Origin of the sequence: Lysinibacillus sp. BF-4 (genome assembly GCF_000743635.1) — a bacterium.
GTDB lineage: Bacteria > Bacillota > Bacilli > Bacillales_A > Planococcaceae > Metalysinibacillus > Metalysinibacillus saudimassiliensis.
In genome coordinates this window covers 259,087-285,510 of sequence record NZ_JPUW01000001.1, presented here as the reverse complement: position 1 = coordinate 285,510, position 26,424 = coordinate 259,087, and the positions used below count along the sequence as shown (strand labels likewise).

The following is a 26,424-nucleotide window of genomic DNA, read 5'->3' as shown; positions in this document are numbered from 1 at the left end:
ATCCTTTAGCCCTCGTATTGCTTAGGCAGATTTCTTTGTTCATCATATCACAATGTAACGTTTAGATTAAGACATTTGAATAAATGATACAACTTCACGACGTAGAACATCGTCCTGCTCATAAACACCACGTGCTACGGATGTAACCGTTTTAGCACCTGGCTTTTTAAGCCCGCGCATTGTCATACACATATGCTCAGCCTCAATAATAACATAGACACCTTTTGCACCGAGCGTTTCCATAATTACTTCTGCTACGGACGACGTAATGCGCTCCTGTAATTGTGGTCGACGTGCGATTGTTTCCACAGCGCGGCCTAATTTACTTAAACCTGCAACTACACCCTCCTGAGGAATGTATGCCACATGTGCCTTACCATAAAACGGTACAAGGTGATGCTCACACATCGAATAAAACGGAATATCTTTTACTAGCACAAGCTCTTCGTGATTTTCATGGAATACCGTTTGGAAATAGTCACGTGCATCTTCATGTAAGCCACTAAACATTTCTGCGTACATTTTAGCTACGCGCTTTGGTGTATCTAATAAGCCCTCGCGATTAACGTCTTCGCCTACAGCTTCTAATATCATTTTTACTGCTTCTTCAATTTTGGGTAAATCTACCTTTGACATAAAACTAATCCTCCCACATGTTAATACAGCATATTAACATCACTTTAATAATGCAATCCATTGTCCATTGTAGCACCCTTTGCATCGTTATTAAATGAAGCAAACTCGATTCTACATAATTTTATGTATAAAAAAAGTAGAGGCGACCCAAAATGTTATTTTAGGTCGCCTCTATGTAAAATACATTTTATTTTACAACTTTAGTTGATGCATCAGTTTACTGCATCTTTAAGCGCTTTACCTGGTTTGAAAGCAGGTACTTTGCTTGCAGCAATTTCAATCTCAGCACCTGTTTGTGGGTTACGACCTTTACGAGCCGCACGTTCACGTACTTCGAAGTTACCAAAACCGATTAATTGCACTTTATCACCCTTTGCAAGAGTGTTTTGAATTGTATTGAAGACAGCGTCTACTGCTGAAGCAGCATCTTTCTTAGAAAGTTCTGTAGCTTCTGCAACAGCGTTTACTAGTTCTGTTTTATTCACACCATTCACCTCCTCTCAAAGGATATGCATCTTTAGCATGTAAAAAGATTAACACATCGCAAACCGCGGTGCAACTGAATTCCTTACTACTTTACCCATTTTTTAAGCTTTTAATAGTATTTAGTTGATTTTTACCTAAAAATCACTCAGTTTCTGTGCTATCCTCTGTTACTTCACGCTCTTTCGCTTCTTCTTCCTGCTTTTTACCAAACATCATTACCGGTTCATTATTTTCGTCCACCGTATAAGGAATCGAGTATGCAGGAACAATTGGAGAACGGTCAATTAGTAAATCACGAATATCATCACCTGGTTTTACGTCAGGCTTCTCCTCGCGTAAAATCTCAGCTAAGTCTAGTGTATAATCCACATACAAATTACCGTCACCTGTCATAAAGATAGGTAATTGGTGATTGCTGTATGGGCTTTTAACCGTTAACGGCTCTTTAAAGCCTAGTGTTTTATAATCAATTGTATACGCCTTTGCATTAATTGGTTCGGCAATTGGCATATAACGATTTAATGAACGAATGCGGATTTCGCGAATACGCTCTGGCATGTTTAAATCTACTAGTTTTACTTCTGCCTTATTTTCAGGGTCCCAAATAATATATTGGTAAATGCCACCTTTTTCATAGGCATTGCCTGGAGGCTCTGGCATATATTTTGGCACAATGCGGTCAAAGTCCACGAGATATTTAATAAAAATATCCGTATCCATATCACGTGTTTTAATTGGCACTAGCCACCCGTATCATCTCTAAATTGATCTACTGCACGTTGCACCGACGCTAATTGATCAGCGTAAGGTACTTGGTTTTGCGCTTTTTGGCTATCAGGAAACATACAGCCTGACAGCATTAGTACGGCTAATACAAGTGTTAGCCCTACAGCATAATGCTTTTTCATTTTTCCACCTCTTTAATCTATTAAGCTGGCCATGTTGCAACAATCAAGACCATTAAAAATGAACCTAAACCAAATAAAACATACGCAATTAAGTTATTAATTGCACGTAAAAAACCATTTTTAATTTTATTACGACCTAAATAAATTAAGAGGATTGATACCATCATTAATCCTAAACAATAAAAAGACACCCACATAATATCAAGTGAGGGCATATGAGCTAACGGACCCAATGATACTAACCACCTTTCTGCTTTTAAGTTTTCTACAACAGTATACTACAATTTGCATAAAAAAGAGTATCCAATAAGCTAAGCTCGTTGGATACTCTGAACTCATTGTGGCATCATATCATCAATTTCACGTTTTTTCATACGCATCATCAATTGGTCAACCGCAACTTTAGGCGCTTGGTCTTCAAATAAGACTTGATATAACGCTGTGGTAATCGGCATCACAACCTCATACTTTTGCGCTAACTGATAGGCTGCTTGTGTGGTGCGCACACCCTCAACAACCATCCCCATTTGATCAAGCACTTCATTGAGTTTATAACCTTGACCAAGCATATTACCCGCGCGCCAGTTGCGTGAGTGCACGCTTGTACATGTCACAATTAAATCGCCCATGCCTGTTAAGCCTGAAAAGGTAAAGGGATTACCACCAAGCTTAACACCTAAACGTGTAATCTCCGCTAACCCACGCGTAATTAGTGCCGCCTTAGCATTATCACCATACTGCAAGCCATCTGTAATACCCGCAGCTAAAGCAATAACGTTTTTTAATGCGCCACCAATCTCTACACCAATCACATCGTCATTCGTGTAAACACGGAAATACTGGCTCATAAATAAGTCCTGTACTTTTTCAGCAGAAGTTAGATTGATACAAGCAACTGTAACAGTTGTTGGATGCTGTTTAACAACTTCTTCTGCATGGCTTGGCCCTGATAAAATGACTACATCATCCATAAATTGTGGTGCGATTGACTCCGCAATCATTTCAGATACACGCTTATGCGTATGCGGCTCAATACCTTTTGATACTGGAATAAATAATGTTGGCACAGCTAAATGTACAGAGAAATCTTCGCACACTTGACGAATTGCCTTTGTTGGTACAGCTACCACTACGATATTTGCATGTGCGCTTGCCTCTTGCAATGACGCTGTAGCGCGTAAATTTTGTGGTAATACCGTTTCTGGCAAATAACGTTCATTAGTGTGTCGTTCATTTACTTCAGCAGCCTGCTCCTCACGATGTGACCACAGTAAAACATCATGCCCGTTTTCTGCAAGCACAATCGCAAGTGCTGTCCCCCACGAGCCAGCACCGAGCACAGTTACCTTTTCCATTTATACTACCTCCCCTTAATTACGTACGCGCGCGTGTAATTAAATGAATCGGCGTACCCTCAAAGTCAAATGTCTCACGAATACGGTTTTCAATGAAGCGTTCGTAAGAGAAGTGCATTAACTCTGGTTCATTAACAAATACGATAAATGTTGGTGGCTTAACAGCCGCCTGCGTCGTGTAATACACGCGTAAACGTTTACCTTTATCTGATGGTGCTGGGTTACGAACTACCGCATCCTCAATCACCTCATTAAGAATTGACGACTGAATACGCATCGCATGGTTAGCACTTACGCGATTAATAATCGGCAAGATTTGGTGTACACGTTGCTTTGTATTTGCTGATACAAAAATAATCGGTGCATAGTCAAGGAATAAAAAGCTCTCACGAATTTCGTCCGTGAAATTTTTCATTGTTTTGTCATCTTTAACAATGGTATCCCATTTGTTAACAACAATAACAATTGCTTTACCCGCTTCATGCGCGTAACCTGCAATCTTTTTATCCTGTTCTTGAATGCCCTCTTCTGCGTTTAATACAACAAGTACAACGTCAGAGCGCTCAATGCCTCGTAATGCACGTAGTACAGAGTATTTTTCTGTTGACTCATATACTTTACCGCGTTTACGCATACCTGCTGTATCAATAATCACATAATCTTGACCATCATAAGAATACGGCGAGTCAATCGCATCGCGTGTTGTACCTGCGATATCACTTACAATAACGCGTTCTTGTCCTAAGAATGCATTAACTAGTGATGATTTCCCTACGTTTGGACGTCCAATAAGTGAAAATTTAATTACGTCATCACCGTAATCAACTTCGTCCTCTTTAGGGAAGTGCTCTGCTGCTGCATCTAATAAATCACCAATACCTAAACCATGCGAACCTGAAATTGGGAATGGCTCACCAAAACCTAATGTATAAAAATCATACAGCATATCACGCATATCTGGGTTATCAATTTTATTAACCGCTAGTACGATAGGTTTTTTTGTTTTGTATAAAATTTTAGCTACTTCTTCGTCTGCTACAGTGACACCTTCACGACCATTAGTCATAAAAATAATGACGTCTGCCTCGTCCATCGCAATTTCAGCCTGTTGGCGAATTTGCTCTAAAAACGGCTCGTCACTTAAGTCAATACCGCCTGTATCAATAATATTAAAATCGTGTGTTAACCATTCTGCCGAGCTATAAATACGGTCACGCGTTACGCCAGGTACGTCTTCTACAATCGACACACGCTCGCCAACGATACGGTTAAAAATCGTGGATTTCCCTACGTTAGGGCGTCCTACGATAGCCACTACTGGTTTCGTCATTTTCTTCAATCCTTCCAAACTCTACTATGCGTTTTATTATACATGAGAAATAATCAACTTTCATCTATGCGCTTTGAAAGCATAGCGTGTTAGCGCTGTTTTCGCAACGAAATATTTTATTTCAAACAAAAAAAGACAGAGACTTGTGTACGTCTCTGCCTCACATTTTTATTCGTTGCCGAAGTCTTTTAATTGGTCACCGATAACATCGCCGAATGAGAAGCCTGAGCTTTCTTCAGGTAACTCATAATCAAATACTTCTTCAGCGTCTTCATTTTCAAGCAGTGCTTTAATGCTAAGAGATAAACGATGTTCGTCCGCATTAACATCTAACACTTTCACTTGTACTTCGTCGCCTTCTTTAAGTGCCTCATGTGGCGTATTAATATGTTTATGTGCAATTTGTGAAATATGCACTAAACCTTCTACACCAGGGAACACTTCTACAAATGCACCAAATGATGTTAAGCGTTGTACTACACCATCTAATACAGCTCCCTTAGGCGCTTTATCTGCTAAAGCTGCCCATGGCCCAGGTAGTGTATCTTTAATAGATAGTGAAATACGGTTTTTCTCTGGGTCTACTGACAATACTTTAACTTGTACAGCTTGCCCTTCTTCAAGTGCTTCACGCACATCAGAAACATGCTCATGGGCAATTTGTGAAATATGCACTAAGCCATCAACGCCACCAATGTCCACAAAAGCACCGAAGTCTGCGATACGTTTAACTACACCATCGCGTACTTCACCTGCTGTAATTTCACCAATTACTTCTTGTTTTTTATGAGCTTTATCCACCTCTACTACAGCGCGGTGAGATAAAATTAAACGATTTTTTTCACGGTCTAGCTCAACAATTTTTACTGCTAAGCTTTTCCCTTTATAATCTTCAAAATCTTCCACAAAGAAATCTTCAACTAATGATGCTGGAATAAATCCACGAACGCCCAAGTCAACAACAAGACCACCCTTTACAACATCATTAATCACAACATCAAAAACGTCACCGTTCTCAAATTGTGTTGTTAATGTATCCCACGCTTGTAATGCGTCGACCTTACGTTTTGATAACACGAAGTTATCATCCTCTACTTTAGTGATCATTAACTCTAATGTATCACCTACTGCTACTGCATCAGAAGCTTCTTCGATGTGTAAGCTTGAAAGCTCACTAATAGGAACTACCCCGTCAAACGGAGCTCCCGGAATTGATACCGTTACCGATTTCGCATCCACCTGCTCTGTTACACCTTTTACAATATCACCTTCATTAAACGTCTGAACTTGTTTATTTTCCTCTGACATATGTAACCCTCCTTCGCATCCTTCATTACCTATCTTAGTAGAGTTTTCCCCTAAAAACAAAAATTAACCCCCATTTTGTAAGAAAATGTGGATTTTACACCATTTTGTTGTGTGCTAGCGTTAAAATTTCGTCTGCAGCCTCATCAATAGAAAGGTGAGTTGTATCCAAAAATAGCGCATCTGGTGCTTGAATTAGTGGTGATGCCTCGCGCTCGCTATCTTGACGATCACGCTCTGCAATCGCAACTTGTAATTCTTCAAGCGTTGAAGCAATACCACGCTGCTCATTATCGATAAAGCGGCGGCGTGCGCGCTCCTCAACAGTGGCTGACATATAAATTTTCAATTCGGCTTGAGGTAGTACATGTGTTGCAATATCTCTACCATCCATTACGACGCCACCCGCGCGCGCAAGTTCCTGCTGTAATTCCACCATCACTTCACGTACGCCTGCATGTGCTGCTACTTGCGATACATTAGCTGTTACCTCTGGTGTACGTACAACTTGTGTAACTTCTTTCCCATCAATAAAAATCAACTGTCCATCAGCTGATGGTTGCAAAGTAATTGCCATCGTTGTTGCAAGCGCCGTAAGTGCTGCACCATCTTCTAATGCTACGTTATTTTGCATAGCTTGATAGGTTACTGCACGATACATCGCGCCCGTATCAATATACGTAAACTGTAGTTTTTCGGCAACAATTTTCGCCACCGTACTTTTACCAGCACCTGCTGGTCCATCAATTGCAATTTGAATTTTCTTCATCCAACTTACCTACCTTCTTTTTTTCGTGAATATTGTATCATAGCAAAAAAAAAGTTGCCCCTAAAGGCAACTTTAAAATTCTACTTCCCGTTTTCGCTCCGCTAATTGACGCTCAAAACAAAAGCGCACAATATGTTGCTTGTCTAAGTCATCAGTATCTGTAAATTGTACAGAAGCAAGCGTCATCGGTTCTTTTTCAAAAATACGTACCACATTGGCATCTGTTGTCACATACGAGATATTACCATCCGCAAAGGGTAATACAATTGTCGCTTGGACCTCCATACCCTCGGTTAATGCTGTATCATTTCGTAATTTAACCGCCACACCACCTGCACTAATATCCTCGGTTACATATTGATGATGCTGCCCGTCAATCGTTAGTGCAATATCTACAGGTGTTTCTACACGTACATACTCACGACGCTGAATTTTATGTACGTCTGCAGGATTAGGTAGCGCTAAAATCATCATCGGAATATTGCCTACAACACGACGACCAATAATATCCGTATAAAAAGCATAAGAGTGCAGGTTATCAACTGAAAACGTTACTCTAAATTGCATACCATCCACTAAAAACGCGGTCTTCTTTGTCAACGTGTTAACAGGATAGTCAACAAAAATACCTTCTTCCTTTACCTCCGCTACCTTACAACGAAAACGCTCAACACGCTCGCTATGTGTAGGCTCTAAATAAAGTATCGTACCTGCCTTTAAGTCCATCATCGTCCACTGCTATACATTAGCAGCACCCTCCTCTTCCGCTTTGGATTATACTCATCACAGTTTATTTTGTTCATGCAAATGGCGCACAAGGTCTTGGTGAGCAAGCTTGACCTTACGTAAGCCAAACCACCATAAAAACAACATAAAGGGCACAATTAAATACATCCACTGACCTTTAAATGTTAAAATGCCGTTGTAAATAATATGTAATGCCATTGGCGCAAAAAGCGCAATAGCGAGCAGTTCCTTACTACGTTCATTACGCGAAATTTTGGCCTGACCAAAATAATACCCCATTACTACACCAAAAAGTGCATGGCTTGATACAGGAAGCAACGCACGTAAAAATGCGGTGTCCACACCAAAAGTAATAAGATAGAGTACATTTTCTACTGTAGCAAACCCTAAAGAAATACTTGCACCATATAAGATGCCGTCATAAGGATCGTCAAACTCCACATGGTTGTAAATCGCAATAAGCAACAAAAACCATTTAAAAAACTCTTCAATGGTGCTCGAAAATAAAACATCTTGTGCAAAACCATGAGCTACCACGCCCTCTTCTACAAAAACATACTGTAAAAAAAGGATTGGAAAGGTAATTAACACACCATAAATAAACGTATGAAAGAGCGTTCTTCTCGGTTCAGTAGCCATCTGATTGCGCAAATAGAAATAGCTAAATAAAGCTAAACTTGGTGCAATCGCCGCTGACAACAAGATGAACATAAGCACGCTCCTTTCAAAAAAAACATACGTTAAGTATACCATTTTTATTGCAAAAAAGATGATAAATTATCAATGCATAAATGTTGCATAATGCTGGTCGTGATTAGCTAACATAAGGCGTAACTTCATACATGCCTTCTTTGCATCAAAATCGCCACCCATAATAACACCATGTTGCTCTAAATTATTAGCACTACCATAATAATCATACGTTGGGAACACACGCCCCTCGTCTGTCGCTGTCGTAAGCACAATTTTAACGCCTTGTTGACATAGCTTTTGCACAGCATCCGTCATAGCAGGTGTAATTTGTCCACGCCCTGCACCTACTAGTACAATGCCTTTGACATCCGTTGTAGCAAGCAACTCTAAAATCGTTGCCCCTGCACCTAAATGTGCGTAAACAATCTCTACTTGTGGGTAACTTGGTTGAATCGCATAGTGCTCACGCTTTGTTGGCTTTTGGTAAATGATTACCTCATCATTATCAATAAAACCTAGCATGCCATAACCAATGGAACCAAAGCCGTTAATACTTGAGGAGTGAATTTTTTTCACATATTTAGCATGAACAATTTTTTCATTAAAAACTACACAAGTACCAATACCATCACTCGCATCGTCTGCTGCAACTAATAATGAGTTACGCAAGTTAGCATACACATCCGTGCCTGGGTCACTTGGCGATTTTTGCGAACCCGTTACGATAATTGGGCGCTTATCCATAATAGTAAGCTCTAAAAAGTAGGCAGTTTCTTCTAAGCTGTCCGTACCGTGCGTCACGACTATACCGCTTAACTTAGGGTCTTGTAGTAATTCAATAATTTTTTTATGCAATGTGTTGAGATGTTCAAAGGACATATGCATTGAGGGTACTTGAAATAAATCTACTAATACAATGTCAATCTCCTGTTCAAGCTGACACATCGCTAAAATTTCGTTACCATTTAATTTACCTGACTCTAGTTTATTGGCAGCATTGCGTGTACTCGCAATAGTACCTCCTGTTGTAACTAAGGCTACTTTCTTTTTCAATCTGCCCACTCCTCGCTGTTATTTCTTCATAATGGCATCCGCAATACAGCCACCATGGAATCTACCATTCTCGATAAAAATCTCATTGGCATTGTTTCCTGCCGCAATTACACCCGCAATAAATAAGCCTGAGACATTTGTTTCCATTGTCTCTGGATTAAATGTTGGGCGACCTGTTTCGTCATCCATCTCTACACCCATTGCCTTAATAAAACTGTGGTCAGGATGGTACCCTGTCATCGCAAATACAGTATCATTTTTAAGTTCTAGCTCTTTCCCGTCCACATTTAATTTAACGTAATTGTCATAAATCGCAACAACGTCTGTATTAAAGTGCATTGTAATTTCACCTGTGCGTGCTAAAGCTTCAAACTCTGGTAATACCCACGGCTTAATACTTGAAGAATAAGAAGAGCCACGATAAACAACGGTTACACGTGCGCGTGCTTTATTTAACTCTAACGCTGCATCAATAGCTGAGTTTTTACCACCAATAACTAATACATCTGTATCAAAAAATTCATGCGCTTCTTTAAAATAATGATGCACTTTTGGTAAATCTTCACCTGGTAATTGTAAATAGTTAGGGCTGTCGTAATAACCTGTCGCAATGACTACATAAGGCGTTTGATACATCGCCTTATCCGTTGTAACAGTAAACTGCTCACCCTCTTTTACTACGCTCGTAACGCGTTCAAAGCGATGAACATCAATGTCCTTCATTTTTACGACCTCACGATAATAAACAAGCGCCTGATTGCGTTTCGGCTTACGTCCTTCAATAATGAACGGTACATCCCCAATCGCTAATTTTTCGCTTGTACTAAAAAAGGTTTGATGCGTTGGATAATTGTAAATCGCATTTACTACATTGCCCTTTTCAATAACGATAGGACGCATCCCTTTTTCTTGTAGCGCAATAGCAGCAGCTAAGCCACATGGCCCTCCACCTACAATAATCGCATCTACTTTATTCATGCCTAACACTCCTTTTACTTTGTCAGCTTCTATTATACATCCTTCGTCGCATGTAACGTAATTATATGCGTTTGTGGTGCAGCGCCTAAGCGTAATGGTAACAGCGTAGTGCCGTAGCCATTGCTAATAAGTGTAGGCACACCCTGCACAATAGCATACGATCCATTAGGACGTACGCCTAGTGGTCCTAAACGTATTTGACCACCATGCCAATGCCCTGCGAGTAAAAAATTTACGGTATGCGCAGCTAGCACACGTGGAAACACTGCTGGATTATGGGATACAAAAATACGATAGGCATCCTCTGGCACATGTTGCAATGCCGCTTCAAAGCTGTACTTACGTGAGGAAGTATCTTCAATTGCACTTAGCCAAATATCTTTTGTTAATGGCACTGCGCTATTTTCCAATAGTGTTACATCATATTGTTTAAATATTGCACGCAGGTTCACTTCATTTAACTCACGGTCATTATTGCCCCACACAAAATATAACTTACCACACGTGCTAAGACGTCGAAGGTTTTCTTCTAGGCGTGCAAAAGAAGTACGCTTATCACAAAAATCTCCACCAATAATTACAGCATCCACTTTACCTACACGCATTAACATACGCTGGTTAATCTTTCGGTTATGTACATCCGAAATAAAATACAGCTTACAGTCTTTTGTGATAGGTGCATCAGCATGATGTATCTTAATTGTATTACGATGTGCTAGCGCAAGCATATAGCCCAACAATAACACCGCTATGCTAATTAAATATGTCATCATTTACCCTTCTTCTCATAAAAAAATTGCCGAAATAGCAATTAAGCTACATCGACAATTTACTAAATTTTATGGCAACGTAATTTGTTGACCAACTACAATATTGTTAGAACTTAAACCATTTGCTGCACGGATTTTTTGTAATGTTGCTTCATCCCCACTACCATAATAGTTTACGCCGATACGGTATAATGTTTCACCCGCTTGTACAGTATGTGTACCTGCTTGTGGCTGCTGTGGTTTTTGTTGTTGCTGCTGTTGTTGCTGTTGTGCTTTTTTTGCTTCCTCAGCTTGACGTGCTGCCTCTGCTTGACGGTTTGCTTCCGCTTGACGTGCTGCTTCAGCTTTTCGTGCTTCTTCAGCTTGACGCGCTGCCTCTGCCTGTCGGTTTGCTTCCGCTTGGCGTGCTTCTTCAGCTTTTTTTGCTTCTTCAGCTTTGTGCTGATCTTGCTCTTGCTGTGCTTTAGCTTGACGCTCTTCCTCAGCTTTTTTTGCTTCTTCAGCTTTCTTCTTAGCTAGCGCTGCTTTTTCTTCTTTAGCTTTTTTGTCTTCTTTGTCAGCATCTTTGTCTTTATCTTTACTTGCTGGCTCACCATCTTTTACTACTTCTACCTCATCGCCATCTTTAACCTCTGTTACTTTTTGTCCTGGCTCATAAAATAACCATACAAAAATAAGTATAGAAATTAAAATTAAGATAAATGTAATGGAAAGATACTCCATTAAGTGACGCTTTTTCTTTTCAGGTTTTTCATTTTTATCGCCACGGTATCGTTCAGTTCGTGACATTTTTTGTGGTACTTCTTCTTCTTCGCCATCAATTGTTTGGCGATGCTCTTCAAATTTATCTTTGTAATCATCTTTATCCATAATTCGACCCTCCAACTAAGATTACTATCATATATTATGACGAAAAACGCTGTGCTTGTAAATGTTTCTGTATGCACTGTATCATTTTAACAGCATTTGCTGTAAACGCAATGTCCAATGTGGGGTTTGCGCTGATAAATGCGTAATACGACGCAGTTCTTTAAAGCTAGCGTCTTGCAATCCGCAATTTGTACAACAGGCATCAACAACTTGAACGCTTTGCTCAAAATACTGTACTAAGGTTGCACGTAAACATGAAGACGTCTCCATATAATTTCGGGTTGCGTCAAAAGCGCGTCGTTTACTTAAATACAGCTCATCACGATAGTGAATAGCCTCATCACAACGATACATTGAATGCCAATAAGCGAGCAAACGCTGATCTAGCTCGCGCAGAGGTTGGTCAGCTCCTGCATAATATTGCTTAATCATTGGCTCACTTGGCAAGGTGTCCATTAAAAATTGCAACACATCATAATCTGTTTGCGTGCATAAAACAGTAGCTAGGGCATCCTGTCCATCGCGTGCTGCTCGCCCAATCTCTTGCATATAGCTTGATAAAGTAGGCGACATCGTTTCATGAATAATGTGACGAATATTTGTTTTATGTACGCCCATACCAAAAGCACTAGTAGCAATAATCCATTCGATATCATTTGCTAAAAACTGCTCTTGAATCAACTGTCTGTCTTCGTTACTAACGCCACCATGGTAGGCTGCTACAGTAATATGCCACTTACGAAGCACCTCTGCTAACTGTTCTGCACGCTTCCTTGAACTAGTATAAATAATACCTGGCCCAAGCGTGGTGCTAACATAGTCCTCAATCCAATTTACCTTTTCTTGCGCAGTTGTAAACCATTTTCGTTGTAAATGTATTTCTTTACGATCAATCGCTGCAATATACGTGCTCGCATGCTCCATTTGCAGTACATACTTTATATCGGCAATTACTGCAGGTGTTGCAGTAGCCGTTAGGGCAACAATTGGTGGGCGATTATAGTAATTTAGCCGCGTTTGAAGACGTAAATAATCCGGACGAAAATCATGCCCCCACTCAGAAATACAATGAGCCTCATCAATCACAATCAAACCAAGTGGCATAGCACGAAGTTTATTTGTCACCAATTCATTTTGTAACATCTCTGGTGAAGTGAAAATAAATTCGTAATGTGGTAATTGATTAAGTGCCTGCGTAAACTGTTCACGTGTTAAAAAGGAATTTAGTGCAATGACACGTTTAAAGCCCATTTTTTTCATTTGATTTACCTGATCCTGCATGAGAGATAATAGTGGCGAAATAATAAGCACAGGCGCTCCTTTTATCTTACCTGTTAATTGGTAGCATAAAGATTTTCCTGTACCTGTTGGTAACAGAGCCACAACATCCTTACCTTCAAGTAATTGCGTAATAACTTCTTCCTGCCCTTGACGAAAACTAGCATAGCCAAAGTAATGTTGTAGCGCTTGTTGTAACATCTCTATCCCTCCCTTGTGAGTGCTAAACGAATTTGAAAGTACGGCAAACCTGTCTGCTCATGCAATACTTTTAGGCGCTTTGTTTGCATCTGTCTAACGACTTGGTGTACACGTTGCAGTGTTGCACTGTCTATATAAGGCGTAACGTCAAAACTTGCCATATTGCGCGCGATTTCTACAATATGATCTTGAATGGTACTTGCTTTTAAGTGGCGATAATGACAAATTTGTTCAAAAGTGTATCCTTGCTCAAGTAAAACATTGGTTTTTGCTGCTGTTTCAGTTAATGCTTGCTCACTCACACACCCTTGACGCAATGCAAAAAGTAGTGGTGTATCTAGCGTATCCAACCAAATGTGAAGTGCTTCTATTAACAATAATTGCACGTCAAGTACTGTATGATTTGTTGCTAACGCCAGTTGTCTTAATGTTTGCGCTGGTTGCTCATAACCGCTTAGACGGTAACTAATCAGCATACGTTGGTCCTCTGTCATAATTGTTTGCTTAAGTGTAGTCACGATTTCTTGATAGAGCTTTGCACTTAACTCTCCTTGCTGATACGTAGCTTGCTGTAAAAATTGTCGAGTAAATTGTTGTATTGTAGTGTCACTCACAACAGGCGCAAACTTCATATCTTGCGCTTGATGCTGAGATAACGTTTGTACAGTCAATTGTAAACGTTTAAAAAAGATAGCCTCTAACCCTTGGTAGCGCCAGCCGTTAAAGTGATAGCTTACTAATGGCATTGGCTCAATACGATAAGATTTGTCATTACTTATCGTCAGTACACCTTCCTGCTCTAGTTGCAAAATTGCCTGCTCATACACCGCACGCTCTAACTGCGGCAGAATGCGATAAAAGTTATGCAAGTGGAATAAGGCAACATCTTCAAGTGTTTGAGATGATTTTTTTCCTTTTAATAAATGGTAAGGCGCTGCAATCGTACGCTCACCATTAAATATCACTAAAATTTGTCGAACTAATAGATGAAAATTCACAGCAAAATCCTCCGTTTCGATAGTTACTGTTGAAATGTATGCGGAACATCTTTAAAATGATAAGAGAACGATTAGCGGAAATGCAAAGGAGAGAATATAAATGACTAAGTACACGATTGTCGATAAAGATACATGTATCGCTTGTGGCGCTTGTGGTGCAGCTGCGCCTGATATTTATGACTATGATGATGAAGGTATTGCCTTCGTTATTTTAGATGATAACATGGGTACAGCTGGCGTACCAGAAGACCTGCTAGAAGATATGCAGGATGCTTTTGAAGGTTGCCCAACTGACTCAATCAAAGTTGCTGACGAAACATTTGACGGCGACTCATTAAAATTTGAATAGTCTTTACCTAAATGTCTGTGCCTACGCGCAGGCATTTTTTTATTGCATCTCATTTTTTTGCATGGTACTATAATTAGTAGTTGGTACTAATAACTGATAACACAAAGGAGTTGCTACATATGTTGCAATTAACAAATAAAAATATTGTCGTAATGGGTGTTGCAAATGACCGCAGTATTGCCTGGGGCATTGCAAAAAAATTATTTGACGCTGGCGCTAATGTCATCTTTACTTACCGTCAAGAACGTTCATTAAAAAAGCTTACACAATTACTTGAGAAGAATGACCAAAGCACATCATTAGTTGTACAGTGCGATGTAAATGACGACGCGAGTACAAAGCAAGCTTTCACTACCATTGGCGAAAAAGTCGGTGTCATTCATGGCGTTGTCCATTCAGTAGCTTTTGCAAACGGTGAGGACTTAAAAAATCGCTTTTTAGATACTTCTCGTGACGGCTATGCCTTCGCACAAGATACAAGCGCTTACTCATTAATCGCAGCTGCTAAGGCCGCTCACCCTTATATGACAGAGGGCGGATCAATTGTTACAATGTCTTATTTAGGCGCAGAGCGCGTACTAGACGGCTATAACGTAATGGGCGTAGCTAAAGCTGCACTAGAAGCTTCTATGCGTTATTTAGCTGCTGATATTGGTCAGGATAATATCCGTGTTAATGCTATCTCTGCAGGCGCGATTCGCACGCTTGCTGCTAAAGGTGTTCCATCATTTAATACAATTTTACACAAAATCGAAGAAACTGCGCCACTAAAACGTAATGTACAACAAGATGAAGTAGCAGATATGACGCTTGTGATGTTATCTCCACTGTCACGCGGTGTTACAGGCGAAACCATCTATGTTGATGGTGGCTATAATATTATGGGATAAAAAAAGCTGAGGCACGCCTCAGCTTTTTCTTATGCTATAAATTTTTCATAAATTGTATACAAAATAACAATACTAATCGCTACAGGCACTACATACGTCATCAATACACGGTACACCGTATAAAATAAAGGACTCACGTTACTCCCTTGTAACAATTCAGCTTTAACGCGTTCACGCTTCATCACATGAATGACAAAAATCGCAATTAGCAAGTTCCCAATTGGTAAAATAATATTAGACACTAAAAAATCTGTAGCATCAAAAATTGTCTTACCAAAAATCGTAACGTCACTTAACACACTTGATGTTAATGCTGAAGGAATCGCCGCAATAAATACGACAACACCTAAAATCATTGTCAGTTGCGCACGTGTTAGCCCAAACTTTTCAACAAGTGCTGCTACAATAATTTCATATAAGCTAAAAGATGACGTTAATGTAGCAAATAAAAACAGCACTAAAAATAAAGCTAAAAAGATTTCACCAAATGGCATTTGACCAAAGGCTGCTGGCAGTACAATAAATAACAACTCTGGTCCTGCTTTTGCCTCAAGCCCTGTCGCAAATACTACAGGAAAAATTGCTAAACCCGCAAGTAAGGATACTAAAATATTTAATGTTACTACTGAGCCTGCTGCCTGTGGTAAACTCACATCTTTTTTTAAGTATGAACTATACGTTACTAGGCACGACATACCTACTGCTAGCGCAAAAAAGGATTGCCCCAGTGCATATAACAATGACTCTCCTGTTGTCTTAGAAAAATCAGGATATAAAAAGAACTTTACGCCCTCCATCGCACCATCTAGTGTTAATGCACGCCCAACGAGTACAATAAATAACACAAAAAGCAACGGCATCATGATTTTATTCATTTTTTCGATACCATTTTGTACACCTAATGAAATAACGACTACATTAGCTAATGTAAATAGGGCTAAACCAAAAAGTGTTGTGCTTGGTGTACTCGTCACAGCACCAAAAATTTGGCCAGCATCAATACCATCACCAATTAACCCACCTGTTAACGCATAGCCTGTAAAGAGTGTAATCCAGCCGCCTACTACACTGTAAAAAGTGAGTAATAAAAAGCAACCAATAACGCCCATACGTCCTAACCATACCCAATTAGTAGCAGGTGCTAGCTTTTTATACGCCGTCACTGCCTCTGCCTGTGCATTACGTCCAATAATATATTCAGATAACAACATTGGTAAACCTATTAATAACGTAAACGCAACAAAAATTAAAAAGAATGCGCCCCCGCCACTTTGCGCCGTTACATAAGGCATCTTCCAAATAGCGCCTAGCCCAATAGCCGCGCCTGCTGAAGCCAAAATAAAACCTACTTTACTTGACCACTCATTTTTTTTACTCATCTCAACTCTCCTCAACTGCTTAACTTCTATTTACTTTACCAAATCTACGACCAAATTTGAACGACTAAAAATACTTGCACGGCTGCAAGTAATGGAAAGCCAAATGCAAATTTGTTTTTTCGTGTTTTATGACGAAATAAATACATGCCAAGTACACCACCAACAGCACCACCAAAAATCGCCAATGTAAATAGCGTTTTTTCTGCAATGCGCGATTTATGCTTTTTTGCCTGTGATTTATCATAACCCATGCAAATAACGAGTGATAATGACATCACCGCCATATACCCTAGTATAACCTCATGCACTTTACTCAACTCCTTAACAAAAAAGAGCCAACAAATTCGTATTGAATTTGTCGGCTCTTGTGTAAATTATTTTGCTACTGCTTGTTTAGCAGTTTCAGCTAGTTGAGCAAATGCTTGTGCATCTGTAACAGCTAAATCAGCAAGCATTTTACGGTTTACATCGATGTTAGCTAATTTTAAACCGTGCATTAAACGGCTATAAGAAAGACCATTCATGCGTGCAGCTGCGTTGATACGTGTAATCCATAATTTACGGAAGTCACGTTTTTTGTTGCGACGGTCACGGTATGAGTACATACCTGCCTTCATTACTGATTGGTTCGCAACTTTATATAATCTATGCTTCGAGCCGAAGTGACCTTTAGCTAATTTTAAAACCTTTTTACGACGCTTGCGCGTTACAATTCCGCCTTTTACGCGTGGCATACCAATTACCTCCTGCTAATTCATGTGAATGAATGTGTTTGTTTTGTTTTTATTACTTCATGTAAGTTAATAATGTACGGATACGTTTGAAATCGCCTGAAGAAACTACTTTACCTTTACGTAAGTGACGTTTTTGCTTAGTAGATTTGTTAGCGAATAAGTGAGAACCGTATGCACGGTCAAACTTTAATTTACCTGTACCTGTCTTTTTGAAACGTTTCGCCGCGCCGCGGTGAGTTTTCATTTTTGGCATTTGAAATTCCTCCTAAACTCAAGTGAAAATTATTTTTCGTTCTTAGGTTGCATAATTAAGAACATGCTTCGGCCTTCCATCTTCGGTTTTGTTTCAACCGTTGCGACTTCAGCACAAGCTTCTGCAAAGCGATCTAATACGCGTTGACCGATCTCTTTGTGCGTAATCGCACGACCTTTGAAGCGAATAGAAGCTTTGACTTTGTCTCCTTTTTCAAGGAACTTGATACCATTACGAAGTTTCGTTTGGAAATCGTGCTCATCAATTGTCGGGCTCAGACGAACCTCTTTCATATTGATAACCTTTTGATTTTTACGAATTTCGCGATCTTTTTTCTGTTGCTCAAACTTAAACTTACCATAGTCCATGATACGAGCGACTGGTGGCTTCGCTTGAGGGGCTACAAGGACAAGATCCAAGTTTACACGAGTAGCGATTTCTAACGCCTCGTTGCGTGACTTCACACCTAACTGATCACCATTATGATCGATTAAGCGGACTTCACGTGCGCGAATGCCTTCGTTTACATACATGTCTTTGCTAATAGTAATCCACCTCCAAGTGTTGTCGCGAATACATGAGTGGGCTTATATGCCCTGTTGAACGGTACACTTCTCGATGTCCATAAAAAAAGGACGGACATATAAGAAATGTCCGCCCGCTATATGTGCAAACGCAAAGTGTATGCGTTACAATTCAACGTGTCAAACCTGTAAACAACTCATACGAGCGTCTAACTCAGGTGAGAAGCGGGCAGCCTCTTCTTCAACCACAATCTGTATTCATTAACCTTAACTATATTATCATGCACATTTTAAACTGTCAATAACCTTTCCTTATTTTTTTATACCCCTCTAGGTCTTTACTATAGTATATTAAGTATAGTTCCTAATTTTATTATTGAAGGAGGAAAGGCTCATGACGATACGTCAAAAATTTATTGCTGTTGTAGCTGTACTTAATACGCTAACGATTATTGCGTGTGCTACGATTTTTTGGCAACTCAAAAATGTTGAACATCAATACGATACAACACTCAACGCTTCACTACCCTTACTTGAGTCACTGCGCTCATTAGAGGAGGACTTTTCATTACAAATGTCTGCTGTGCAAAATGTACTATTAGATGTCCCTGGTGCAGAAGCCAACTTTACGAAGGTAGAGGAACATAAGCAACAAACACTGAAGGATTTACAAAGCAAAGCAGATACAAATAGTGGACAAGCATTAATTACAGCTGTTATTAATGCGCACGCTGATTTTATGAAAGATGGCGAAACAACGATTGCTCTTTATACAAATAACCAAGCTACAGAAGCACTTACAATGTATGTTGATAAAGTAGCCAAGCATGATGCAGCAGTTAGCGAATCAACTAAGGAACTATCAGATGCGATTAGTTCATCCATTACCGATGTACGTAAACAAGCTGAAGATGTAGCCTCTCAAGCAGGCTATGTGGCATTAACAATTGCGGTCATATCCGTTATTTTAGGTATTTTAATCGGTATGTTTGTAACACGTATTATTGTTAAACCTATTCGTGCTTTACAACAAGAAGTGAGTATTGTAGCTACAGGTGACTTACGCTCACAAGATTTACCTGTTGCTAGTAAGGATGAAGTTGGGCAATTAACAGCCTCATTTAATCAAATGAAGCATATGTTAATCACCTTAACTACCTCTTTAGCTGATAACGCCAATCACTTAAGTGCTACAGCTGCTCAACTTTCTGCTTCAACAACAGAAGTTGCAAATACATCTGAACGCGTATCAACTGCAACGCGTGCCGTAACAGATAATATGATTGGCACATCACAAGCAGCAAATGATAGCTCCGTTGCGATGGACGAAACAGCTCAGGCGGTACAACGCATTGCCGAATCAACACAACTGTTGCAACAATCTGCTACAGACACAGCCGCTATTGCTCACTTAGGTGGCACAACTATCCGCTCGGCTGCAGAGCAGATGACGACGATTCATAGTTCAACGCAGTCAATGACAGCTATGATTGAACGCTTAATCGAACAATCTGAACAAATCGAAAAAATCACTGCAGTAATTGCAGATATTACAGACCAAACAAACCTACTTGCACTCAATGCTGCAATTGAAGCCGCACGTGCTGGTGAGCATGGTAAAGGCTTTGCTGTTGTAGCTGACGAAGTACGTAAACTGGCCGAGCAATCTAATGCCTCTGCCTCACAAATCAGCGCACTCACTACAGATATCCAATCCGAAACACGTAATGCTGGCAAAGCTATGCATGCTAACTTAACTACCGTTGAACAAGGTGTAACGATTATTAATGATGCAGGTAGCGCCTTTATAGACATCACAAGTGCAATTGATGCGATGCAAAATCAAGTAGAAGATATTTCAGCAGTTACTGAAGAAATATCTGCAGCTGCTGAGGAGGTTGCCGCTTCCGTTAATGAAATCGCAACAAATGCTAGTAATTTAGCAGAAGGCTCGTCCGCTTCACTTGAAATGATTGAGGGACAAAATGCTTCACTACAAGAAATGCAACAAGTTGCCGCGCAACTTAGCGACCGATCTGTTGAACTTCAACAATCCGTTGCCCAATTTAAAAACTAACAAAAATCCCTATAGCATAGACCTTTAATAGGTCACGCTATAGGGATATTTTTTATTTATTGTCTACGTCTTGAGCAATGATTGTTGCAAACTCATCAAATGATACGGTTTCAGAAGCTTTTGAACCATAGCGACGAATATTCACGCCACCTGCTTCAACCTCTTTATCACCAATCACAAGCATATACGGGATTTTTTGCATTTGTGCTTCACGGATTTTATAACCAAGTTTTTCTTCACGGTAATCCATTTCGACACGGTAGCCAAGTGCTGTTAGCTTTTGCTGTACATCTTTTGCATAATCAAAATGTGCTTCGTTTGATACAGGGATAACTTGTACTTGCACTGGTGATAACCATGTTGGTAATGCACCTTTGTACTCTTCAAGTAAGAAGGCTACAAAACGCTCCATTGTTGATACTACACCGCGGTGAATAACAACAGGACGGTGAGGTTTACCATCTTCACCAATGTATGATAAGTCAAAGCGCTCTGGTAATAAGAAGTCAAGTTGTACCGTTGATAGTGTTTCTTCCTTACCAATTGCTGTTTTTACTTGAATATCAATCTTAGGACCATAGAAAGCTGCTTCGCCCTCTGCCTCATAATATGCTAAGCCAACAGTATCTGCTGCTTCTTTAAGCATTGCTTGCGCCTTTTCCCACATCGCATCATCATCAAAATACTTCGTAGTATCTGCTGGGTCACGGTATGATAAACGGAAACGGAAATCCTCAATACCAAAGTCTTTATATACTGCACGTACTAACTCTAATGCATGTACTAACTCATCACGAATTTGGTCAGGGCGCACAAAGTTATGACCGTCATTTAATGTCATACCACGTACACGTTGTAAACCTGATACTGCACCACTCATTTCATAACGGTGCATGTTGCCAAGCTCTGCGATACGGATTGGTAAGTCACGGTATGAACGCATTTTTGATTTATATACCATCATATGGTGAGGGCAGTTCATTGGGCGCAGTACAAATGTTTCGTTATCGCGCTCCATTGCTGGGAACATATCGTCTTGGTAGTGATCCCAGTGACCTGAAGTTTCATATAACTCTTTAGAGCCAAGTACTGGCGTGTATACGTGTTGGTAGCCAAGTGACAACTCTTTGTCTACGATATAACGCTCAATTGTACGGCGGATTGTTGCACCATTTGGTAACCAAAGTGGTAAACCCATACCTACTGTTTGATTCGTTGTGAAGATTTCAAGTTCACGACCTAATTTACGGTGGTCACGTTCTTTTGCTTCTTCAAGCATTTGTAGGTGATGCTTTAAATCTTCCTTCTTGAAGAAAGCTGTACCATAAATACGCTGTAACATTTTATTATCTGAGTTACCGCGCCAGTAAGCGCCTGCTAGTGATAATAATTTAAACTCACGTAATTTCCCTGTTGATGGTACATGTACACCACGGCAAAGGTCAAAGAACTCACCTTGGTAGTAAATTGATACTTGCTCATCCTCTGGAATGGCTTCAAGTAGCTCTAATTTATATTCATCGCCTACTTCTGTATAAATCGCCTGTGCTTCTTTACGCGAAACATTTTTGCGCTCTACTGGGAAGTTTTCTGCAATAATTTTTTTCATTTCTTTTTCAATAGCAGGTAAATCTTCTGCTGTAATTGGTGTTGGTGAATCAATATCATAGTAGAAGCCATTTTCAATAACTGGCCCAATACCTAATTTTGCGTCAGGGTATAAACGTTTAACTGCTTGCGCTAAAACGTGCGCTGATGAGTGACGTAATACTTCTAAAGCTTCCTCATCATCCTGTGTAATAATAGCGATGTCGCCATCTTGCTCAAGTGGTGTAGATAAGTCAACAAGTGTTCCGTTCACTTTACCTGCATAAGCTTTTTTGCGAAGTCCTGGGCTAATTGAGCCTGCAATTTCGTCTGTTGTGATGCCTTTTTCAAATTCCTTTACTGCACCATCCGGAAAAGTTAATTTAATCATCTCTGCCATAAGTCGACACTCCTCATAATTTTGTACACAAAAAAGCCCCATCCCAAAAGGGACGAGGCTTGTGCTCGTGGTTCCACCCTTCTTCCTTCCGAACAAAGTTCAGACGAAGCTCCTACATCAGCTAACGTGCTGGGGACGGCAAGAGATTTAACCCTCTTGCTGCTCATAGGGAGTAAATAGTTACCGCGTACTTAGGAAGTTTACAGCCAAGCCTTCCCTCTCTGTTAAGTCGTTTGATAAAATCCATATCCTAGTCATTGCATTTACTATTTGAATAACGTCATTATACGCTCGTCTCATTATTTTTGCAAACTAATATTGTCTACGATTTGTACCATCCAGTTGAATGGGCACGGTTGTGGATTGAATGCGCTCCATAATACGCGCAGCTTTTACTGGCTCTTGGTGGTTTTGTACATACGTTAAATGGTCCGCTAGGCTTTTATAGTCAAAGTTTGACGTAACAAAAACGGGTAACCCCTCTGCCATACGGTAATGTAAAATCGCGCCTAATATTTCGTCTCGTGACCAACTCGTTAGTGATTCTGCGCCTAAGTCATCTAGCATTAATACAGGTGCTTTTTTAACAAAGTCCATTTTTTGTTGTAGTGTTTTATCATCAATCGCTTGCTTAATTTCACGTAAAAACTCAGGCACATAGACAAGCACCGAGCGCACTTGAATATTGGCAAGCTCATTTGCTACTGCGCCCAAAATAAAGGATTTGCCAACACCAAAACCGCCGTAAATATATAAGCCTTTTGACGGCATTTCTTTTGTTTCCTTAATTTGATTAATAAAGTTAGCAACAAAGCGTGCAATTTCTAAACGTGCACCTGTGTCCATTGCCATTGTAGAAAGCGAAGCCGTTAGCGTTTCACGCGGCATGTGTAAACTACTAATCATAGCCGCTACCGCACGTTCTTCTTCTTCCTTATATTTTTGAGGACAAGTGGCATACATAACATCGACAGCATTTGGTTGCATCGTAAGGCGTGGCACACAACCTACTACGGCATTTGTACACGCACGTACACTACCTGCATTACAGCAAGTATGCGCTTGATCGAGATACTCTAAAAATTTCGGTAGTGCATCCTCAATCATTTCGTCTGTCAAAGCCTGCTCATTAGCCTTAATAAAGGCCTGAATACGCTCATCACCTAGTACTCGCTCACGCACTGCATTATACCTCGCTTGAAATGAGGGCGTATTTACTTGAGATGCTAGTGTTTTTTTTATAGGTTCCATTACTTCTTCACCTTCTATTCTTTGCGACCAATGGACGCTAAAATGGATGCTCGTTCTTTGTCAAAGTCAACTGTAGATGAAGCTACTTGTGTTTGTGTTGGCTTCAGCCACTCTGGCACTTGCTCTACTTTGCCTGTAACACGACGACCATTATGCTGTCTTTCTTCATATGCTTTTTGTTGCTCCGCCACATGAGCGAGAGCTGCTTCTACTGTCATAATAGATTTAGCACGCCACTTGCTCGCAATTGTATTCACATAATTTTTAGGTAGCTGCCCTTCTTGCAATGTAAAGACATACTCTACCAATACATTAGCAACACCCATTGGCAAACCATATAATGTGACAAGTTCTTCAGCAACTTTAACATCATTAGCAAAAGGCTCTTGGTCATTAGCTAAGCGTTTAAGCATTTGATATGGTGTAACACTATCATAAGCATTTTCTGCTTGTGGTGCAGTTGTAATGGTTGGTGAATACGAGGGTTTTGGCTCTGTTTGTGCTAAAGCTTGCTCAACTGTGGTAACGCCATTTAGTTTCCAACGATTAGCAATAGCTTCGACATAAGCACGTGGTAATAACCCTTCCTTACGTTTAAAAACATATTCGACTAATACATTGGTCACGACAATAGGCAACTTATGTTGTAGCACTAAATCTTCACAGAGCTTACTATCCTTTGCAAGCGGCTCCTGTCCATTGTGTAACTCACAAAGAAATACATATGGCGTAATGGCATATCGTTCATAACCAGCCGCTTGTTCTTCACATACTAAAATGCGCGGACGATATTTTTTAGGTGCTTTATGCTGTGTAAGCATAGCCTTTGCCTCATCGACTGTATTTACTTGCTGTTGTCGCCATTCACTCGCAATAGTTTCTACTAAACGCTTAGGTAGCTTGCCATTCTCTTTTTGCAAAATATATTCGATTAATACATTTACTACACCTACTGGCATGCCATAAGTTAGCACTAGATTTTCAGCTAATGCTACCATCGAAGGAAATGGCTCTTGATTATTTAAACACGCCTTCATAAATGTATAAGGAATCATTGCTTCATAGGTTGTAGCAGTAGAAATAATATGCTCTCTTGTAACACGAGGGCGATAAGCTTCTTGTTGTGCCGTTGTTGCTTCAAGTGCTTGTTCTACTGTTGCAATACCTAGCTGTTGCCAATTACTAGCGATTGTCTCTACAAATTTTTGTGATACCTTACCATCCGTTTCATGCATCGCATATTCCATTAATACATTTACTACACCTACTGGCATACCATGCTTAGTTACAAGCCCCTCTGCCATCGCTAAAACAAAATCAAATGGCTCTTGCCCGTTATTTAAACGTTTTAAAAATGCATAAGGCGTAATACCATCGTAACCATTTGTTGAAGCTGGTTGCGTAACTTCCTTAACAGTTGGCTCTTTAATTTGTTTTTTGTAGTTACTGTATTTATGTTGCTCACTACGTGCTAATTGCATCGCTTGCTCTACAGTTTGAATATCCTTCCGACGCCAATGATCTGCAATAGACTCTACAAATTTTTTTGGTAATTTCATATCAGTAATCAACATGACATACTCTACTAGGACATTAACTACGCCCGTTGGTAACCCATAACGCATATACAAACTCTCAACAAGTTGCACCGCAGAGTCTGAAGGTGTTGCGCCTTTATGAAGACGACGCAAATTTTCAAGCGGGCTAGCTGTCGCTAAATAATGTAAATGTTTTTGTTGCTTACTCTGCCCTGTAGGCTCAACTACTGTCTTATCAAAAACAGGCGTAATTTGAGGCATTACTGTGGATACTGTTAATTTATAATAATCTGCGGCGGCTTTACGCAATTGCTTATCAGAAATCACTAAATCATCATCTAGTGCCATAATGACAACCTTTTGCATATCCAACGGTGAAAGCTGGTATAAAAAGGCCAGCTTTGCAATCATTTCACGCACCTCAGTCGTTAAAGCTGCAGCAGGCACTAAGTGCTCTTGTAATCCTGATTGAAGCAACGCAAAATCAAAATTTTGTTGCATAAAAGGATAGGTTTTACTTTCAGCCATAGCTACCGGCATTACTAAATCCGTAGGTACTGTACTATTAACGGGCGTAAAAACATCTGTAAATGTTCGTGTAACCTCTGTAAATTGATCACGACTTTTATGTTGCTCCATAAAGCGTGCACGCAAGTTACGATAATTACGCTCACCAATTTTACTGTATAACATCATCGACAATAAGGGGTCTGCAAAAAACACACCTGCTTCAAGCGGGCGTGCTAACTCATAAATAAAACTGCGTTCTTCACCACTACTTGTACGCCATGTGCGCACTAAGCCTATAGCTTCTAAAGCTAGGCGAGCCTTTAAAATTTCTTGTAGCCCCATATCTAACGTTTGCATTAAAAAATAGTGCATCGTTGGTGTTTGAGCTTGAAACTCACCCTCAGCCCAAAGTGTAAAATATAAACTTAACGCCTTACCGCCAACAATAGGTTGGTAAAAAAGAGTTAGTAGTTGGCGCTCTGTAACGGAAAGTTGTTGCGGTAGCTCAACAAAAAAAACATCATTTTGATGAAGCTCTTGTGGTAATAATGACAC

Annotated in this window: 28 protein-coding genes and 1 other annotated feature; of the genes, 3 read left to right on the top strand and 25 right to left on the bottom strand. The window is 40.0% G+C overall.

What is annotated here, in order from left to right; all coding sequences use genetic code 11:
* Positions 1 to 66 precede the first annotated feature (66 nt).
* From folE to CH76_RS01355, 17 genes are all read right to left on the bottom strand, one after another.
* The gene (folE, locus tag CH76_RS01430; protein ID WP_036141819.1) at positions 67 to 636 is read right to left on the bottom strand and encodes a GTP cyclohydrolase I FolE; all 570 of its coding nucleotides are present in this window, start codon (positions 634 to 636) and stop codon (positions 67 to 69) included.
* Between the two features lie 212 nt (positions 637 to 848).
* Positions 849 to 1,121 (bottom strand): HU family DNA-binding protein, encoded by a 273-nt coding sequence (locus CH76_RS01425; protein ID WP_036141816.1) that lies wholly within the window; start codon positions 1,119 to 1,121, stop codon positions 849 to 851.
* A 142-nt stretch (positions 1,122 to 1,263) separates the two neighbouring features.
* A complete protein-coding gene (locus CH76_RS01420) occupies positions 1,264 to 1,863 on the bottom strand; it encodes a hypothetical protein (protein ID WP_369792344.1) in 600 nt (199 codons plus the stop codon).
* The gene (locus CH76_RS14230) at positions 1,863 to 2,030 is read right to left on the bottom strand and encodes a hypothetical protein (RefSeq protein ID WP_369792343.1); all 168 of its coding nucleotides are present in this window, start codon (positions 2,028 to 2,030) and stop codon (positions 1,863 to 1,865) included. Before CH76_RS14230 ends, CH76_RS01420 begins: the two co-directional genes overlap by 1 nt.
* Before the next feature lie 20 nt (positions 2,031 to 2,050).
* Positions 2,051 to 2,263, bottom strand: a complete 213-nt coding sequence (locus CH76_RS01415) for a DUF2768 domain-containing protein (protein WP_081892589.1) — start codon at positions 2,261 to 2,263, stop codon at positions 2,051 to 2,053.
* Between the two features lie 102 nt (positions 2,264 to 2,365).
* Entirely contained in the window at positions 2,366 to 3,385 is a 1,020-nt protein-coding gene (locus tag CH76_RS01410; protein WP_036141813.1) for an NAD(P)H-dependent glycerol-3-phosphate dehydrogenase, read from the bottom strand.
* Positions 3,386 to 3,404: 19 nt separating this feature from the next.
* Positions 3,405 to 4,715 (bottom strand): ribosome biogenesis GTPase Der, encoded by a 1,311-nt coding sequence (gene der, locus CH76_RS01405; RefSeq protein ID WP_036141810.1) that lies wholly within the window; start codon positions 4,713 to 4,715, stop codon positions 3,405 to 3,407.
* A 168-nt stretch (positions 4,716 to 4,883) separates the two neighbouring features.
* Positions 4,884 to 6,023, bottom strand: a complete 1,140-nt coding sequence (rpsA, locus tag CH76_RS01400; RefSeq protein ID WP_036141807.1) for a 30S ribosomal protein S1 — start codon at positions 6,021 to 6,023, stop codon at positions 4,884 to 4,886.
* A 94-nt stretch (positions 6,024 to 6,117) separates the two neighbouring features.
* Entirely contained in the window at positions 6,118 to 6,789 is a 672-nt protein-coding gene (gene cmk / locus CH76_RS01395; RefSeq protein ID WP_036141804.1) for a (d)CMP kinase, read from the bottom strand.
* Positions 6,790 to 6,861: 72 nt separating this feature from the next.
* A complete protein-coding gene (locus tag CH76_RS01390) occupies positions 6,862 to 7,518 on the bottom strand; it encodes a flagellar brake protein (protein ID WP_235190333.1) in 657 nt (218 codons plus the stop codon).
* A 54-nt stretch (positions 7,519 to 7,572) separates the two neighbouring features.
* Entirely contained in the window at positions 7,573 to 8,247 is a 675-nt protein-coding gene (gene prsW, locus CH76_RS01385; protein WP_036141800.1) for a glutamic-type intramembrane protease PrsW, read from the bottom strand.
* 69 nt (positions 8,248 to 8,316) lie between these two features.
* On the bottom strand, positions 8,317 to 9,282 hold the full coding sequence (locus CH76_RS01380; RefSeq protein WP_036141796.1) for an asparaginase: 966 nt from the start codon (positions 9,280 to 9,282) through the stop codon (positions 8,317 to 8,319).
* Between the two features lie 18 nt (positions 9,283 to 9,300).
* Entirely contained in the window at positions 9,301 to 10,260 is a 960-nt protein-coding gene (locus CH76_RS01375) for a YpdA family putative bacillithiol disulfide reductase (RefSeq protein ID WP_036141793.1), read from the bottom strand.
* 32 nt (positions 10,261 to 10,292) lie between these two features.
* Complete coding sequence (locus CH76_RS01370; protein ID WP_036141790.1) at positions 10,293 to 11,030, bottom strand: metallophosphoesterase; 738 nt, start codon at positions 11,028 to 11,030, stop codon at positions 10,293 to 10,295.
* 69 nt (positions 11,031 to 11,099) lie between these two features.
* Complete coding sequence (locus tag CH76_RS01365) at positions 11,100 to 11,900, bottom strand: LysM peptidoglycan-binding domain-containing protein (RefSeq protein ID WP_036141788.1); 801 nt, start codon at positions 11,898 to 11,900, stop codon at positions 11,100 to 11,102.
* Positions 11,901 to 11,981: 81 nt separating this feature from the next.
* Entirely contained in the window at positions 11,982 to 13,379 is a 1,398-nt protein-coding gene (locus CH76_RS01360; RefSeq protein ID WP_036141784.1) for an ATP-dependent DNA helicase RecQ, read from the bottom strand.
* 2 nt (positions 13,380 to 13,381) lie between these two features.
* Positions 13,382 to 14,377, bottom strand: a complete 996-nt coding sequence (locus tag CH76_RS01355; RefSeq protein WP_036141781.1) for a helix-turn-helix domain-containing protein — start codon at positions 14,375 to 14,377, stop codon at positions 13,382 to 13,384.
* A 100-nt stretch (positions 14,378 to 14,477) separates the two neighbouring features.
* Here CH76_RS01355 and CH76_RS01350 point away from each other — a divergent pair, with 100 nt between their 5' ends.
* Together CH76_RS01350 and fabI are read left to right on the top strand one after the other, a co-directional pair.
* Complete coding sequence (locus tag CH76_RS01350; protein ID WP_036141778.1) at positions 14,478 to 14,726, top strand: ferredoxin; 249 nt, start codon at positions 14,478 to 14,480, stop codon at positions 14,724 to 14,726.
* Positions 14,727 to 14,845: 119 nt separating this feature from the next.
* Positions 14,846 to 15,616 carry an enoyl-ACP reductase FabI gene (fabI, locus tag CH76_RS01345; RefSeq protein ID WP_036141776.1) on the top strand — a complete coding sequence of 257 codons (771 nt, stop codon included), beginning with the start codon at positions 14,846 to 14,848 and terminating at the stop codon, positions 15,614 to 15,616.
* 29 nt (positions 15,617 to 15,645) lie between these two features.
* Here fabI and CH76_RS01340 read toward each other — a convergent pair whose 3' ends face one another.
* The 5 genes from CH76_RS01340 to infC form a co-directional block, all read right to left on the bottom strand.
* A complete protein-coding gene (locus CH76_RS01340; protein WP_036141773.1) occupies positions 15,646 to 16,995 on the bottom strand; it encodes a sodium-dependent transporter in 1,350 nt (449 codons plus the stop codon).
* A gap of 44 nt (positions 16,996 to 17,039) precedes the next feature.
* Positions 17,040 to 17,303 (bottom strand): DUF1294 domain-containing protein, encoded by a 264-nt coding sequence (locus CH76_RS01335; protein ID WP_036141770.1) that lies wholly within the window; start codon positions 17,301 to 17,303, stop codon positions 17,040 to 17,042.
* 66 nt (positions 17,304 to 17,369) lie between these two features.
* Positions 17,370 to 17,729 carry a 50S ribosomal protein L20 gene (gene rplT / locus CH76_RS01330; protein ID WP_036141768.1) on the bottom strand — a complete coding sequence of 120 codons (360 nt, stop codon included), beginning with the start codon at positions 17,727 to 17,729 and terminating at the stop codon, positions 17,370 to 17,372.
* 52 nt (positions 17,730 to 17,781) lie between these two features.
* Complete coding sequence (gene rpmI / locus CH76_RS01325) at positions 17,782 to 17,982, bottom strand: 50S ribosomal protein L35 (protein ID WP_036141765.1); 201 nt, start codon at positions 17,980 to 17,982, stop codon at positions 17,782 to 17,784.
* 29 nt (positions 17,983 to 18,011) lie between these two features.
* Complete coding sequence (gene infC, locus CH76_RS01320) at positions 18,012 to 18,515, bottom strand: translation initiation factor IF-3 (protein WP_036141761.1); 504 nt, start codon at positions 18,513 to 18,515, stop codon at positions 18,012 to 18,014.
* A gap of 88 nt (positions 18,516 to 18,603) precedes the next feature.
* Positions 18,604 to 18,754 (bottom strand) — a sequence feature (ribosomal protein L20 leader region).
* A gap of 146 nt (positions 18,755 to 18,900) precedes the next feature.
* Here infC and CH76_RS01315 point away from each other — a divergent pair.
* Positions 18,901 to 20,583, top strand: a complete 1,683-nt coding sequence (locus CH76_RS01315; RefSeq protein ID WP_051910123.1) for a methyl-accepting chemotaxis protein — start codon at positions 18,901 to 18,903, stop codon at positions 20,581 to 20,583.
* Between the two features lie 52 nt (positions 20,584 to 20,635).
* On the opposite strand, the gene thrS is transcribed toward CH76_RS01315, so the two are convergent.
* From thrS to CH76_RS13400, 3 genes are all read right to left on the bottom strand, one after another.
* Entirely contained in the window at positions 20,636 to 22,570 is a 1,935-nt protein-coding gene (thrS, locus tag CH76_RS01310) for a threonine--tRNA ligase (protein WP_036141757.1), read from the bottom strand.
* A gap of 312 nt (positions 22,571 to 22,882) precedes the next feature.
* Positions 22,883 to 23,821 (bottom strand): primosomal protein DnaI, encoded by a 939-nt coding sequence (gene dnaI / locus CH76_RS01305; RefSeq protein WP_036141755.1) that lies wholly within the window; start codon positions 23,819 to 23,821, stop codon positions 22,883 to 22,885.
* A gap of 14 nt (positions 23,822 to 23,835) precedes the next feature.
* Entirely contained in the window at positions 23,836 to 26,424 is a 2,589-nt protein-coding gene (locus CH76_RS13400) for a DnaD domain protein (RefSeq protein ID WP_051910122.1), read from the bottom strand.